This is a genomic window from Pedobacter sp. B4-66, assembly GCF_018492665.1.
In the GTDB taxonomy this organism is placed as follows: domain Bacteria; phylum Bacteroidota; class Bacteroidia; order Sphingobacteriales; family Sphingobacteriaceae; genus Pedobacter.
Genome location: NZ_JAFVME010000010.1, coordinates 129,120 through 144,401 on the forward strand (window position 1 = coordinate 129,120; position 15,282 = coordinate 144,401).

A 15,282-nucleotide genomic window follows, 5' to 3' on the forward strand; every position below is an offset into this window, starting at 1 on the left:
GAGCCTTTTTTATGATTAAACGGGAAGCCTGTTAAGTTCTATATCATCAGGAGTCACAAAGATCAACGGAACTTTTTCTACATCAACATAACTTGAATCAAGCCCAAAACTGCGTTCTTCTGATAAACTTAAACGCTTCAGTATAAAGTAATAATTCATTATTGAACGTTCATAAAAACTCAACTTTGAAAACTTCGACAAATGCTTTTCTAAAAGCACGAATCTAAAATCACCAGCAATCTTATGCTTATTCAAAGAAGTGTACTGACTGGTAATATCAACCTCACCGTTCTTTACTAATTCCTCAATCACTTTACGATACAGGAGGTTAACACTTTGTTCAACCCTAAACCCAAGCCTAAAGTCGATACGGATTAGTTTACCCGGAATCAGAAATTCAACCTTATAATCACGTGTAAATGGTTCATCAACAACATCCACATGAACCAACCAATACACATCTGCCCGCTTAGGTTCCTTCTGTATTATTGAATAAATGATTTTTGATTCTATCTCCGTTTTAAAATTAGCACTGGTAAGATATACCAATTGAGAGGAATACTTTGGAACAGAGATATCACTGCTCAGCTCACTTATGATCTCAAAATAATCTTCAATTTCAACATACTTAACAAACCTATTTTTAATTTTCCTCGCAACATACCAACACCACATTACAGTAAATAAAGCAGAACCGATCATTACAGTTACCCAACCACCATGAAAAAACTTCGCCATATTTCCAACAAGGAAAGTAAGCTCAAGCAAAACATAGATCAATAAGAAAACTGCAATCACATATATTGGAACCTTTTTACGCTTCATATAAGCTGCAATTAATATCGTTGTAGATAGGAAAGTTAGGTTTATAGCCAAACCATAAGCCCCCTCCATTGCCCCTGAGTTTTTGAATATCAGCACAACACCCATACAACCTGCCCAAAGTATCCAGTTTATCGATGGCACATAAATCTGTCCTTTTTGATTACTAGGGTAATTGATCCGAACCTTTGGCCAAAGATTTAACCTCACAGCTTCAGATATTAGAGTAAATGAGCCGGTAATCATCGCCTGACTGGCAATTACAGCCGCACAAGTTGCCAAAGCAACCATAAACAACAGATACTCAGCTGGCACTATTTCAAAAAACGGATTCAAAGTGGTATTATATTTACCATGCTGCAGCACCCAGACACCTTGCCCGAGGTAGTTAAGAATCAGCATAGTCTTTACAAAAACCCAACTTACTCTAATGTTCTTTCTGCCACAATGTCCCATATCAGAATATAGTGCTTCAGCTCCTGTTGTACATAAAAACACCCCCCCTAATATCAAAAGAGCCATTGGATTATTTACCAGGAGATTAAAGGCATAATACGGATTTAAAGCCCTAAAAATGCTTAGATCCTGGACTACAAACAACAAACCCAACAACCCTAATATGCCAAACCATAGGAACATTACGGGGCCAAATAACTTTCCAACCAAATCAGTCCCGAATTGCTGTATTACGAACAATGCAGTAATAATTGCCAAAACTATCGGAATCACCGATACATTAGGAAACTTTAATTGCAAACCTTCAATTGCAGATGTAACTGTAATACTAGGAGTAATAATACCATCAGCAAGCAGTGCACAGCCTCCAATTATCGCTGGCAATACCAACCACTTTGCATTTTTACGAACGAGAGAATACAATGAAAAAATTCCTCCTTCACCTTTGTTGTCTGCTTTCAAAGTAACCACAACATACTTCAGTGTGGTCTGCAAAGTCAAGGTCCAGATAATACAAGAAAGGGAACCAAGTACCAGATCTACATCTATTGATTGCCCACCATTAACTACAGAATTAAAAATGGCTTTTAGGGTGTAAAGTGGTGAAGTTCCAATATCCCCATACACAATTCCTAAACTTACCAATAATCCTCCGGCTGTGAGGGCGTTTAAATTCTTTTGACTAGACACTTATTTAATTTTGATTTGGTGGGTAAAATTACAGTAATTCCTATCTATATGCACAGTTTTCAGGCTTTTTTTAATCCCTTTAGACATTTTCAACATTACTATTCAGGATTCGGTAAACGTTAATACTTGTTAAATATTGTTAAATAATTTTTTATTCAACAAAATGATTGATTTTTTTGTTTTATTATTTATATTTTTGGCAGTACCAAACATGAGCACGAAACACAGAATAGCGCTTCTCTTTAATATTTCTTGCATAATTTGCCTGAGTGTTTTTGGCAGTGTTAATGTTTTTGCCCAAAGATCCGACAGTACATCCAGTGGGATCAGATCAAAAAGAATTAACAAAACCCCTCAAATCAAGGTCAACATACCAACTTATAAACCTAAATACAACTTAGGATTTATACAGTATAATGATGTGATCTCTAATGCTAAAGTTGCTCCTGCTACCCAAACTAAACAAGAGAAAATCCTTTCTGTTTTAAAAGTTTATCCTAATCCTGTTGACGATCAGGTAAATTTGATGTTAAGACTAGATCGTGAATCAAATCTTTCTGTGAAGATTATGGACTTATTAGGCAATGAGGTTGTGACTCTTTCAAATGAACGTATTTCGGCCGGCGAGCAAACCAAAAGCTACACCATTCCAAACCGTTTAAATCCTGGCATCTATTTTCTAAAAATTGTAGCAGGTTCTGAAACAGTCGTTAAACGTATTTCAGTTTTATAAGCTACATTAATCGATTTTCCTAATTGTTTCATCTGCGCAGAATGCATAATTTAGCAGCAGGTTAGTTTTTTCACAAAACATCATACAAATGAAGATAATCGCAATTGGACGCAATTACGCTGCTCATATTAAAGAGCTTAATAATCCGACACCCCAAAGTCCTGTTATATTTCTGAAGCCAGACACCGCTGTTTTAAAGGACAACAAACCTTTCTACATACCCGAATTCTCGTCAGACATCCATTATGAACTTGAAGTTGTTCTCAAAATCTGTAAAGAAGGAAAGCATATTTCCGAGAAATTTGCGCCTAACTATTACGAGGAAATGGGATTAGGAATAGATTTCACAGCCAGAGACATACAGACTCTACATAAAGAGAAGGGCCTGCCCTGGGAACTGGCAAAAGCTTTCGATAACTCTGCTGTCATTAGTACCTTTGTGCCTAAATCCCAATTCAGCGATGTCTACAACCTCGATTTTGAGTTAAAGATCAACAATGAGAACAGACAGACCGGCAATACTAAAGATATGCTGTTCCCGTTTGAAAGAATAATCTCCTTCGTATCCCAATACATCACTTTAAAAAAGGGCGACCTTATTTTTACAGGTACCCCAGAAGGTGTAGGAAAAGTAAACCCGGGAGATAAATTGGAAGCTTGGTTATCAGGTCAGCAACTACTTAATTTCGACATAAAATAGCATTAATGATTAAACTGAACTTAACACTAATACTTATTACACTCTCAGTAGTATGCTCCAAAGCCCAGCAAGTATTTAGTGGTAACAAATATCCACTTGTAGATTTTAGAGCGCCTCTTGACATTACACCACCTGCCCTGGCTGGTTCATTTGGAGAACTAAGGGCAAACCATTTTCACTCTGGCATGGACTACAGAACTAATCAGCGCGAAGGCTATCCTGTATATGCGATTGCTGATGGTTATATTTCACGCCTCCGCGTACAGAATAGTGGTTTTGGTCTTGCACTTTATATTAACCATCCAAATGGCTACACTTCAGTTTACGGACATTTACAACGCTTTAGCCCAAAAATTGCCCAACAAATAAAAACCATTCAATATCAAAAGAAAAGTTATGAGATTGACTCGTTTCCAAGCCCTACATTGATCCCGGTACACAAAGGCGACATCATTGCTTATTCAGGCAACACAGGAAGCTCTGGCGGGCCCCATCTTCATTTTGAGATCAGAGACTCTAAAACCGAGGCGACCATCAATCCGCAGCTGTTTGGATTAGAGATTCCAGATAACATACCTCCTGTACTTTATTCGATGTACGTTTATCGCTTAAACAAAAAGCCTTTTAATGAGTTTACGCCTAAACAATATTTTCAAATCACAGGTAGCCCCGGAAACTACCACCTTAATAACGTAAGCACCATCAATTTAAGTGGTGAGGTGGGATTCGGCATTGTTACTACCGACAAACACAATGGCGCATCGGGAACAAATGGCGTTTACTCCATTCAACTTGAGGTAGATGGGAAACCTGTATACACTTCAGCTCTGGAGAAATTCCAGTTTGAAAACAGCAAAGCGATCAATTCTCATATAGATTATCCGACTTACCTAAATACAAAGAGAAGTATACAAAAAAGCTTTGTAGATCTGGGTAATCCATTAACCATCTATAGCAATCTAGTTAACAATGGCAGGATAGAGTTTACAGATGGCAAACTACATCAGTTAAAATATATCGTATCAGATGCAACCGGAAATAAAAGCACCCTGTCGTTCAATGTTCAGGCAGATGATAAAGCCATAATTAATACACTTGAACCAACCACAAGCACCACATACTCCTATGCAACAGTCAATGAGTTTAACAATGCAGAAGTAAAAGTAATACTTCCAAAAGGCACTCTTTATAACGATCTCAATTTTACTTATAAAACGTTACCAAAGCCATTATCAAATGCTTTCTCTAATGTACATCAGATTCACAACCCATTAACGCCGTTGCATGTAGGATTTGAATTGTGGATAAAGGCAGACAGCTCGCTTAATAAGTATAAAGAAAAGGCACTTATTGTAAGTACTTCAAGGTCTTCCCAAGGTGGATATTTCGAAAATGGTTATGTAAAAGCTAAGCCACGTACCTTTGGCAGTTACTTTATAGCTATAGATACAGTTCCTCCAAACATTGTTCCAGTAAACATATCTGCAGGAAAAAGCATGGTCGGGATAAGCAAGATGTCATTTAAGATTAGAGATAACCTATCGGGCATTAAAAGTTTTAATGGATATATTGATGGAAAATGGGTATTGATGGAGTTTGACACAAAAACAGCTTCCCTATGGCATACATTTGACAACAGTACCGGCCCAGGAAAACATACACTGGAGATAATTGTTTCAGATATGAAAGATAACATCAAGAACTATTCAATTTCTTTTTATAAATAGCATTATGAGTGAATTAAAAGAAGGCCAAAAGGCCCCTGATTTTACCAGCAAGGATCAAGATGGCAACAATGTCTCGCTATCGCAGTTTGCAGGAAAAAAAGTTGTTTTATACTTTTATCCCAAAGACGACACCCCTGGTTGTACAGCAGAAGCATGTGATTTTAGAGATAACTATCAGGGCTTAACAGCAAAGGGAATTGTAGTTCTAGGAGTAAGTGTTGATGATGAAAAATCTCACAAAAAATTTGCCACCAAACACAGCCTACCATTTACTCTTATTGCTGATCCTGACAAGAAAATTGTTGAAGCTTATGGCGTATGGGGCGAGAAAAACATGTATGGTAAAAAATATATGGGGACCAACAGAACGACATTCCTTATTGATGAAAGTGGTGTTATTTCTCATATCATCAAAAAAGTTGACACCAAGAATTCGACTGCACAGGTTTTAGAATTACTTTAAAATATTACTTGAGCGCATACCCAGCAACATTAAACCGTTGATTTGGGTATGTCCTCGGCGTAATTTTCCGCCTCATTGCCAGAACGTTTTCTCTTAACAAGAGACTGTATTTTCGCATTAAGGTCTTCAGGTTTGAAAGGTTTAGAAATATAATCATTCATACCAATCGCCATACACTTCTCTAATTCGCCCTGTATTGTATGTGCCGTCATTGCTACTATCGGAATATCGGCTTTATCCGAATTCATGCGACGAATAAATTTTGTTGCTTCATACCCATCCATTTCAGGCATCTGCAAGTCCATCAAAATAATATCGAAATCCTCATTTTTATATTTCTCAATGGCAATTTTTCCATTTTGGGATATTACTGTTTCGTACCCCCTCTTTTGCAGCACTTTAATAACCAGGAGTTGGTTAATAGGATTATCCTCAACAATCAACACCTTGATCCCTTTTCCAGATTCTTCAGAGGTATCATGAATAGATATATTTTCGTAACCCTTCTGGGCCTCATTTAATTTAACAAAAGGCATCCTAAAATAAAACTCCGACCCCCTTCCCGGAGTACTTTCAAGAAATATTTTGCCATTTTGCAATTCAACCAAACGTTTCACCATACTTAGGCCTAATCCTACACCGCCAAATTTGCGTGAAGCACTGTTAGTCGCCTGTTCAAACAATTCAAATATCTTTTGTTGTTTTTCTTGTGGAATCCCAATTCCAGTATCCTTAATTCTAAATTCAACAACTACAACATCCTCATTTTCTTCAATGGTATCAGCAGAAATAACAACCTCGCCCTTTTCAGTAAATTTTATAGCATTAGAAACTAAGTTTACAAAAATCTGGGAAAGCCTAATAGAATCTCCTATAAAAACCTTCGGAACTCTTTCTGCTATAGAATAGTTTAATTCAATCTTCTTAAGTTTAGCATTAGACTCCACATAAAGGCAAGCATCCTTAATCACATCTCTAACCTTAATAGGTTGCTTCATGAAATCTACCTCTCCATTCTTAAGTCCTGAAAAATCAAGAATATCATTAAGTATCCTCATTAAATGATCTGCAGATTTTATAATCATCTCAATTGCCACAAGATGTTCTTTATCTGTCAATGAGTCCTTTATATAATTTGCAAAACCTTGAATACCGTTCATCGGAGTCCTTATTTCATGACTCATGTTCACCAAAAATATATGCTTGGCCTTATCGGATGACTCCGCCCGCTCTCTTTCAGTTACCAGCTTAGCTTCTGTAAGTTTTGTCTCAGCCACATTGTGTTCAAGCGCATCTGTCATTTCATTAAATACAGTAGCTACGCGTCCTATTTCGTCATTAGCAAAAACCTTGACACGAGTTTCCAGTTTACCTTTCTTAACTAATTCAGCCCCCTCAACAATAACATCCAACCCTCTTTTAATGCTTCTGTTTATAGATATCGCAATTACAATGCTGGTTGTACCGATAGTTATAGAAAGAGCAAGCACAAGTCTTAAAACTACTCCTTCCAGCCATCTCGCACCCTCGCCTAGTGTATATGAAAAATCATCCTCTAAAGCAGTAAGCTCAGTATTAAGCCTTTCAATTTCATCTAATAAAAATGAAATTTTCGCATTATCCTTTGTTGGGGCATTAATCAGAGTATGAAGCTGAAGCCCAATTCCCATGAGTTCATCCAAAACAGGTTCGGCCTTTTGCCATGCTACAAAGGCTTTATTAAGATGGTAAACCTTACTAAATCTCCTCGTTAGACCTATCATATTATCAATATCATCAGGATGATTTCTACCTTGCAAAAATCCATCCCTTACCACATCTAAATCAGGATTTGGTTTTCCCATTTCAATTCTGGCCATTTTATCACCAAATGGAACCTTCAGAAATTCATTAAAAGCCTGATAATTTTTTTCATTGTAGGTATAACCATATTCCCTTAAATTCAGAATGGCATCTTTTTGAGCCTTAGACCACAGCCCCTCTCCTCCAACATAAGATCTTACTGCAGATAATGTAGTAATTGAAAACCATAAAGTACACAACTCTACCATGACCAAAAAAGTTATAATGCCAATGGTAAAATATAACTTCCTGGAAATTGATATATTATTGAGCTTCTTTCGTAAGGAAGAAATAAGCATAAATGAAGCTTTTGTTAAAATGCAAAACCCTATTACTTACATTTTTTCTAAAAATAATCGTTTTAGCTCAAACAAGGCACCTATTTACCTTGTTCATTTTGTTCAACTCTAGCCAGCAAAAATCAAGGGGTGACTCTATTCGAATCACCCCTTGATACCAATATTTTATCTAAGAATTAACCTCTTGATTTAACTTTATGCCCGGACACTGCAAAATAAACAATATATGAGTAAGCTGGGATCATTGCATATAAAAATGCATGTTGGAAATCTATGTGTAATTCATCTTTCATATAGCCATACACCAAAGGCCAAATCGCCCCCCCTGCAATGCCCATGATCATAATGGCCGAGCCCGTTTTTGTAAACTTGCCCAGACCTTTAATGCCTAGTGGAAAAATAGCTGGCCACAATAATGAATTGGCCAAACCTAACAGTGCAACAAACCAAAAGGAAATTACTCCAGTGGTAAACACTGAAAGAAGAGTAAATAAAATACCTACGCTGGTACAAACCCTAAGCGCAGCTTGTTGGCTTATAAATCTTGGGATAGTAATGATACCAATTAAATAGCCTACAAGCATAAATCCTAAAGTAAATGCAGTGGCATTATCTCTGAATACCTGAGGCACTGTACCCAGTTCCCTGGCATAAGTTCCAATAATATCTCCTGCCATTACTTCTACGGCTACACAAAAGAAAATCGCTAGTGATCCCAAAAACAAATGCGGAAAACTAAATATTGTCTTTTTTGAGGGATTCATTACTTTTTCTGAGACTTCTTCCTCCTCCATATTCACTTCAGGGAGGCTCACAAACTTAAGCCCTATCGCAAACAATGCAAGCATAATTGCCAATGCTATATATGGTACATGAAGTTGATCTAATAACTCATTTAAAATGGTTTGTTTTTCTACTTCTGATGCCGCTTGTGCCAATCTTGCTTCGGCTGCATTTGCACCTTTCAAAAGTAGACTACCGAGCACAATCGGTGCGATCATCCCTGCTGCTTTATTACAGAAACCAGCTATTGCTATACGCTGCGCAGCACTCTCAATTGGCCCGATGATACTTAGATAAGGATTCACCGCAGTTTGTAACAAAGCCATTCCAGAACCCTGTACGAAAATTGCCGTTAAAAATAAAATGTAACTGCTTTTTTCCGCGGCCGGAATAAACAATAAAGACCCTACTCCTAAAACCACCACACTAAGTACTAAACCATTGTGAAAGCCGATTTTTTTAAGCATCCAGGAACTGGGAATTGCCAGGAAAAAATAAGCAATATAAGACGCAAAAGTTACAAGAAATGCTTGTAAGTCGCTATCCAGATCAAATGCTTTTTTTGCGAACGGAATTAGAGAGCCGTTAGCCCAGGTTATAAAGCCTAAGATGAAATAAAATGCACAGCATATCACCATTGTAAATACTGGTGTTCTTTTTTCTTGTTGAATTTGATTAGTCATAATTAAAAATCAGGTTTGTTTAGGTTATTTTAGTGCTTTTGTTTTTTTTCTTAAAAATAAATCAGTTTTACTTTCTAAAAATAGAAAAATATACCACAAGTTACTAACCTGAGGCATTTATTAAACCAAAGTATGCTATTTACAATTAATATTCGCGCACTATTTTTGCGCAAACGTTTGTGTATCCTATCAATTACCCTATTAAAAAAGAAAATGGTCTGGTATCAAGAATGAGATTCTTACTATTGTCGGGATTGAACTAAAATTCGCCTTCCCTCAACCTTAAATTTAGCAGGTCCGGTTCTTTCAAGTTTGTTCAATAGTGAGGCGATGTCACTAAATCTCGAAATCGAACCAGTACATAATTTTTTACCTATATTACTATCTGCATAAACTACATCTACATTATACCAATGTGCAATTTTACGCATAAGAGATTCAAGTGTTTCACCATCAAAGACAAAAAAACCTTCTTTCCAGATTATACCTTCATCAGGAGTTTGCCCAAAAATCATACTCATCTTATTACCAACTAATGATTGTTGAGTTGCATTAAGAACCATTGTCTGAGTAAAGTTTTTTTCCTTGGCAGAGACATCAGACATTGTTGCAGTTAGATCTTTGTTGTTATCAGAAGCAATATCTTTTAAAATCAATGCACTTAATTTAATGTCATTTTTAAGTGCACTTTCATTCTTCAAATAAAAAAAAAAATCCAATTGAAAGTGTAAGCAAAACAATCACAGTTGCAGCGTATTTCAAAGACTCGTAATTCTGCTTCTCTTCAACTTCAGGCTTTGGGGGGACGTAAACGTCATCCTCTACCCTGACACGCTCACCATACTTCTCCATAAAGTTTGCAAATGCCGATGAGGCACTGGTAAAACCTCTCATTTCCATTAGTTCACCTTGCCTATATGCTGGATCTGTAAGCTGATCAAAAAGGATTTTGTTGGATTCGCTTTCTGATATCCAAATATCCAAATCCCTTTTATCAATCGCATTCAGCTCTCCCCTAATCTGTTTACCAATTAGAGTTACTATTTTTTTTTTGTGCTCTTGTGATTGCATTCTTTTCGATTGATGCTATTATTACGATATGAATCTTAAATCGTACCAATCAAATAGAAAATATTTTTCTATCTATATCCCATTGCCTGTAAATCAAACAACTCGGCATACCTACCTTTTTTAAGAATCAGTTCTTCGTGACTGCCAATTTCTATTAATTGACCCTTTTCAAGTACAAGTATCCGATCAGCCATACGCACTGTAGAGAATCGGTGAGAGATCAGCACAGCAGATTTTCCTTTTGTTAGTTCAGCAAAACGTTGAAAAACTTCATACTCGGCCCTGGCATCCAATGCTGCAGTGGGTTCATCAAGAATCAGAAGCTGAGCATCCTTCATATAAGCTCTGGCCAAGGCTACTTTTTGCCATTCCCCACCAGAAAGCTCTATACCTTGCGAAAAACGTTTACCTAACATTTGGTCATAATGAAGCGGCAATTTTTCTGCAAGTACATCTGCTAAACTTTGCTTTGCCGAAGCTTCTATTAATACTCTGTTATACTGCTCCTGTATATTTCCTACCGCAATATTCTGCGCAAATGTCATTTGGTAACGCAGATAATCCTGAAATATAATGCCAACATTCATCCGCAGCTCATCGAGGTCGTAGTCTTTTAAGTCAGTACCATCAAGTAATATTCTTCCTTCTGTTGGATCATAAAGTCTTGCCAGCAGCTTAACAAGTGTAGTTTTACCCGAACCATTCTCCCCTACAAGGGCCAGTTTCTCACCTGGATGAAGTGTAAAACTTAAATAACGGTTTGCCCAACGTTCGGAATGAGCATATTGAAACCCAACATTTTCAAAGGTAAAACCCTGCCTTATTGGATTAGGAAAGGATTTTGCATTGGCACGTTTTCTGATTTTAGGCTCAATCTCAAAAAACTCAAAGAAATCACTAAGGTAAATTGCACCTTGAGAAACGGCAGTAAAACGTAACAAAACTCCTTCTATCAAACTCCTCATCTGTCTGAATGAGCCAGCCAGAAAGGTGAGTTCACCAATTGTAATGTTGCCGTTGATGGTTCTATAAATTATATAAACATAGGCAAGATAATATCCTGTACTACCTAAAAAAGCAAAAAAAGTTCCCCATACAGAACGCTGTAATGACAACTGTTTGTTCTCATTATAAAATCTTTCTGACAATGCTCTAAAACGACTTATAATGAAACTCGAAAGGTTAAACACCTTAACCTCCTTTGCCGTTTCATCACTAGCACCAAGGTAACGAACATAGTCAAGCTCTCTCCTTTCTGGTGTTCTCTTTCTGGAGAGTGCATAGCTTTGATCATTAAAATAAGATTCCCCCAAAAATGCAGGAAGAATAGTAACCAACAATACAACAATAAGCCATGGATTAAATGCTACCAGTCCCACTGCAAGAAACCCCATCGTAATCAAATCCTGAATCTGACTCATTACCTGCGATAACAATACTGTTCGCCCAACAGTTTGTTGTCTTGCCCGTTCAAGCTTATCGTAAAAAACTGAATCCTCAAATTGATCCAAATCCAAGGTAGCGGCATGTTTCATAATCCTTACGGAGGTATAATTTGAAAACAAGTCACCAAGTAAACCGTCCATCAAATTAATGGCGCGACTTAAAACATCAGTTAAAATTGCTAATCCAAATTCCAAAACTACCAATCTCCATAAATAGTCATGAGCATGTGCTGCATCAGCATTACTCAACAAAACTACCTCATCAATAATATGCTTACCTACCCACAAAATGGCGAGGGGCATAATTGACCTGGCAATCCGCAGTGCAAAGTTACAGATCGTCATCCACTTGCTCGTTTGCCATACCAGCTTAAAAAACTCTGGCAGGTTTTTAAACGCAGCAATGCGTTCCTTAAAGGTTAAAGATTTTACGTTTGTATCAGCAAATGCTTTATTAGGATTCAAAAGGCTTTAATTTTGTCCTAAATTAGGAAAAAGACACTTAAAGGTTCTTCTTACACTAGAAAATTCTCATAAATAATAAACTTAATATCCATAACCCATATGACTCTGATATCATCAATTTCCTACAGATCTGGATCAAAGACGACTCTATTTCTCAAAACGAAACACCAAAATCAATACGTTTCGATACAAACAAAAACATTAATCAAAAAGTAAAGACCATAAATAAAGACACACTATTTTGTTTAGAGTTATTTAGCTAAAGGCTATCTAACTCACTAAAAGCGCCATAAACAACACAAAAAACTCCAGAGGAATCCTACCGCGAAGAATAGAAACACCGCGGGTTTTCTGATTCTTAACCGTTTGAACAGAAAGGCCAAGTTTTTCGGCAATCTCCTCATTCCGTAATCCATCAATATAGCTCATAGAAACGATTCTACTACATTGGTTGGGCAAATTCTCAATTTCTAAATAGATCTCTCTAAATACCTCAGAGCGAATCATTTCATAAACAAAGTCAGGTTCCTGATCTCCAACCTTTACAACAAATTTCAGTTGCCTTTCCTTTGCATGCAAATTCTTACTCAAATGATCCATACAAATACGCTTTGTTGCCATATAGAGATATGACCTTAAGTGTTCAGCACAACTGATGTGATGGTTACAGTTCCAAAGCTTCTCAAAAACCTCCTCAACAATATCCTCAGCTTCCTGTGAATCGTATACATACTTATTAGCGAAATAGCATAAGGAAGAAAAATACTGTTTAAACACTTGCCCAAAAGCTCGCTCGTTTCCTTCACCGAGTTTCACAAAAAGATCCGTCTCACTCCAATATTTTAATTGATTGGTATGCATCTATTTCTTTGTTTGGTAAGCGCTTACCATAAATATAAACAAATATTTTCTAAATGTTAAAAATTTATTTTTTAATTTTCGTAATAGTTTAATTATACAACCTCTCAGTTTAGACCAACAAAAACATTTTAGTAGTCATCAAAAAGCCGATTTTACTTGTTGTTTTTTAGGTTGTGTGTCTTTTAATATTCCTTTTTATTATTATCTGAGGACTTTTTAAAATATAAGCGTTAATATTGGGATATTTATTTTAACTGTGCACATGAATGCTTGCACAGTTTTAGCTAAGTTTGTCATATTAATCAACAACCCCAATTAATGAAACATACAATCAATGAATTAGAAGATATTGCTTCTCAGGTAAGAAGGGATATTGTTAGAATGGTACATGCCTGCCAATCTGGTCACCCAGGAGGATCATTAGGCTGTGCAGATTTCTTTACTGCACTGTATTTTGAGGTAATGAACCACTCTACTGATTTTACAATGGATGGAAAAGGAGAAGATTTATTTTTCCTATCTAACGGACACATTTCACCGGTTTTTTATAGTGTTCTTGCCAGATCTGGATACTTTGATATTAGCGAACTAGCTACTTTCAGAAAATTAAACTCAAGGTTACAAGGTCACCCAACAACCCACGAAGGACTTCCGGGCATTAGAATTGCCTCAGGATCTCTAGGTCAGGGAATGTCTGTTGCTATTGGTGCAGCCCAGGCTAAAAAGCTTAATAAAGATCATTCAACTGTATATGTTTTACTTGGAGACGGTGAATTACAGGAAGGTCAAAACTGGGAAGCCATTATGTATGCTCCTCATAATAAGGTAGACAACCTGATTGCATCAATTGATTATAACGGACAACAAATTGATGGTCCTACTGAAAAAGTATTATCTCTTGAAAACCTACAAGCCAAATTTGAGGCTTTTGGATGGCATGTGATTAACTCTGATGGTAACGACATGGATTCAATTGTTAAAGCATTACATTATGCTAAAACATTAACAGGAAAAGGTAAGCCAATTTTGAATTTAATGAGTACTCAAATGGGTGCTGGTGTTGATTTCATGATGGGATCGCATAAATGGCATGGTGTTGCTCCAAATGACGAGCAACTTGCTACTGCCCTTGCTCAATTACCAAGTACCTTAAAAGATTATTAATAATGAAAACCTGCCTAGCACGCTTGAACACCATTAATTAAAAATAGAAAACTCGTGAAAACCTGCGTAGCAAGCTTGAACACAGTTAATTAAAAATAGAAAACTCGTGAAAAAATATACATACACTGAAAAAAAAGATACCCGCTCTGGTTTTGGAGCAGGATTACTTGAAGCAGGTAAAAAAAATCCTGAAGTAGTTGCACTTTGCGCAGACTTAGTGGGCTCTTTAAAAATGGATGCCTTTATTAAAGAATTCCCTGAACGCTTTTTCCAGATTGGTATTGCTGAAGCAAACATGATTGGTATTGCAGCTGGATTAACCATCGGTGGTAAAATTCCGTTTACCGGAACTTTCGCTAACTTTTCAACAGGAAGAGTTTACGATCAGATTCGTCAATCAGTAGCTTACTCTGATAAAAACGTAAAAATCTGTGCTTCTCACGCTGGTTTAACCCTTGGAGAAGATGGTGCAACTCACCAAATCCTTGAAGATATAGGTTTAATGAAAATGCTTCCTGGCATGACTGTAATTAATCCTTGTGATTATAACCAAACTAAGGCAGCTACTATTGCTATTGCTGAGCATCATGGCCCGGTTTACCTGCGCTTTGGTCGCCCGGTAATCCCTGTATTTACTGATCCTGATCAGAAATTCGAGATTGGTAAGGCATGGATGGTAAACGAAGGTACTGATGTAACCATTATTGCTACCGGACATATGGTTTGGAAAGCAATTGAAGCTGGCGAAAAACTAGCAGAGATGGGCATCGATGCTGAAATTATTAATATCCATACCATTAAACCTTTGGATGAAGAAGCAGTCCTAAAATCTGTAAAGAAAACAGGATGTGTGGTTACTTGCGAAGAGCACAATAAATTTGGTGGATTAGGTGAAAGCGTTGCAAGATTACTTTCAACTGAATTGCCAACTCCTCAGGAATTTGTTGCTGTTAACGACAGCTTCGGAGAAAGTGGCACTCCAGATCAATTAATGACTAAATACGGATTAGATTCAATAAATATTATTGAAGCAGCTCAAAAAGTAATTAAAAGAGCAAAAAAATAATAGTATCTATCC

13 protein-coding genes are annotated in these 15,282 nt (G+C 36.8%); 6 read left to right on the forward strand and 7 right to left on the reverse strand.

The annotated features are described in order from the left end of the window. Positions 1-15: 15 nt before the first annotated feature. Entirely contained in the window at positions 16-1,968 is a 1,953-nt protein-coding gene (locus tag J1905_RS17260) for a KUP/HAK/KT family potassium transporter (RefSeq protein ID WP_214228534.1), read from the reverse strand. A gap of 211 nt (positions 1,969-2,179) precedes the next feature. On the opposite strand from J1905_RS17260, the gene J1905_RS17265 reads away from it, so the two are divergent. From J1905_RS17265 to bcp, 4 genes are all read left to right on the forward strand, one after another. Then, positions 2,180-2,701 (forward strand): T9SS type A sorting domain-containing protein, encoded by a 522-nt coding sequence (locus J1905_RS17265; RefSeq protein ID WP_250318135.1) that lies wholly within the window; start codon positions 2,180-2,182, stop codon positions 2,699-2,701. 88 nt (positions 2,702-2,789) lie between these two features. Then, positions 2,790-3,401 (forward strand): fumarylacetoacetate hydrolase family protein, encoded by a 612-nt coding sequence (locus J1905_RS17270; protein ID WP_214228535.1) that lies wholly within the window; start codon positions 2,790-2,792, stop codon positions 3,399-3,401. Between the two features lie 5 nt (positions 3,402-3,406). After that, positions 3,407-5,128: a M23 family metallopeptidase gene (locus J1905_RS17275; protein WP_214228536.1), complete on the forward strand. Its 1,722-nt coding sequence runs from the start codon at positions 3,407-3,409 to the stop codon at positions 5,126-5,128. Between the two features lie 4 nt (positions 5,129-5,132). Next, positions 5,133-5,591 (forward strand): thioredoxin-dependent thiol peroxidase, encoded by a 459-nt coding sequence (bcp, locus tag J1905_RS17280; RefSeq protein WP_214228537.1) that lies wholly within the window; start codon positions 5,133-5,135, stop codon positions 5,589-5,591. 29 nt (positions 5,592-5,620) lie between these two features. Here the strand turns inward: bcp and J1905_RS17285 are convergent, their stop codons facing one another. From J1905_RS17285 to J1905_RS17310, 6 genes are all read right to left on the reverse strand, one after another. Then, positions 5,621-7,642: an ATP-binding protein gene (locus J1905_RS17285; RefSeq protein WP_214228538.1), complete on the reverse strand. Its 2,022-nt coding sequence runs from the start codon at positions 7,640-7,642 to the stop codon at positions 5,621-5,623. Between the two features lie 266 nt (positions 7,643-7,908). Further along, positions 7,909-9,198 carry a sugar MFS transporter gene (locus J1905_RS17290; RefSeq protein WP_250318136.1) on the reverse strand — a complete coding sequence of 430 codons (1,290 nt, stop codon included), beginning with the start codon at positions 9,196-9,198 and terminating at the stop codon, positions 7,909-7,911. Positions 9,199-9,440: 242 nt separating this feature from the next. Next, complete coding sequence (locus J1905_RS17295) at positions 9,441-9,899, reverse strand: DUF4974 domain-containing protein (protein WP_214228539.1); 459 nt, start codon at positions 9,897-9,899, stop codon at positions 9,441-9,443. Further along, on the reverse strand, positions 9,889-10,269 hold the full coding sequence (locus tag J1905_RS17300) for a hypothetical protein (RefSeq protein WP_214228540.1): 381 nt from the start codon (positions 10,267-10,269) through the stop codon (positions 9,889-9,891). The genes J1905_RS17295 and J1905_RS17300 overlap by 11 nt, the downstream gene beginning before the upstream one ends. 68 nt (positions 10,270-10,337) lie before the next feature. Beyond that, entirely contained in the window at positions 10,338-12,179 is a 1,842-nt protein-coding gene (locus tag J1905_RS17305; protein WP_214228541.1) for an ABC transporter ATP-binding protein, read from the reverse strand. A 270-nt stretch (positions 12,180-12,449) separates the two neighbouring features. Continuing rightward, positions 12,450-13,040 (reverse strand): RNA polymerase sigma factor, encoded by a 591-nt coding sequence (locus J1905_RS17310; protein WP_214228542.1) that lies wholly within the window; start codon positions 13,038-13,040, stop codon positions 12,450-12,452. Between the two features lie 297 nt (positions 13,041-13,337). Between J1905_RS17310 and J1905_RS17315 the strand changes: the two genes are divergently transcribed. Together J1905_RS17315 and J1905_RS17320 are read left to right on the forward strand one after the other, a co-directional pair. Then, entirely contained in the window at positions 13,338-14,204 is an 867-nt protein-coding gene (locus J1905_RS17315) for a transketolase (RefSeq protein ID WP_350027989.1), read from the forward strand. 106 nt (positions 14,205-14,310) lie between these two features. Then, entirely contained in the window at positions 14,311-15,270 is a 960-nt protein-coding gene (locus tag J1905_RS17320; RefSeq protein ID WP_214228544.1) for a transketolase family protein, read from the forward strand. The last annotated feature ends 12 nt before the right edge of the window (positions 15,271-15,282 follow it).

What these genes read in the sequence shown, in the direction of transcription:
- J1905_RS17265 (WP_250318135.1), top strand. Translation starts at nt 2,180, where the DNA reads ATGAGCACGAAACACAGAATAGCGCTTCTCTTTAATATTTCTTGCATA.
- bcp (WP_214228537.1), top strand. Translation starts at nt 5,133, where the DNA reads ATGAGTGAATTAAAAGAAGGCCAAAAGGCCCCTGATTTTACCAGCAAG.
- J1905_RS17270 (WP_214228535.1), top strand. Translation starts at nt 2,790, where the DNA reads ATGAAGATAATCGCAATTGGACGCAATTACGCTGCTCATATTAAAGAG.
- J1905_RS17310 (WP_214228542.1), bottom strand. Translation starts at nt 13,040, where the DNA reads ATGCATACCAATCAATTAAAATATTGGAGTGAGACGGATCTTTTTGTG.
- J1905_RS17285 (WP_214228538.1), bottom strand. Translation starts at nt 7,642, where the DNA reads ATGGTAGAGTTGTGTACTTTATGGTTTTCAATTACTACATTATCTGCA.
- J1905_RS17275 (WP_214228536.1), top strand. Translation starts at nt 3,407, where the DNA reads ATGATTAAACTGAACTTAACACTAATACTTATTACACTCTCAGTAGTA.
- J1905_RS17290 (WP_250318136.1), bottom strand. Translation starts at nt 9,198, where the DNA reads ATGACTAATCAAATTCAACAAGAAAAAAGAACACCAGTATTTACAATG.
- J1905_RS17300 (WP_214228540.1), bottom strand. Translation starts at nt 10,269, where the DNA reads ATGCAATCACAAGAGCACAAAAAAAAAATAGTAACTCTAATTGGTAAA.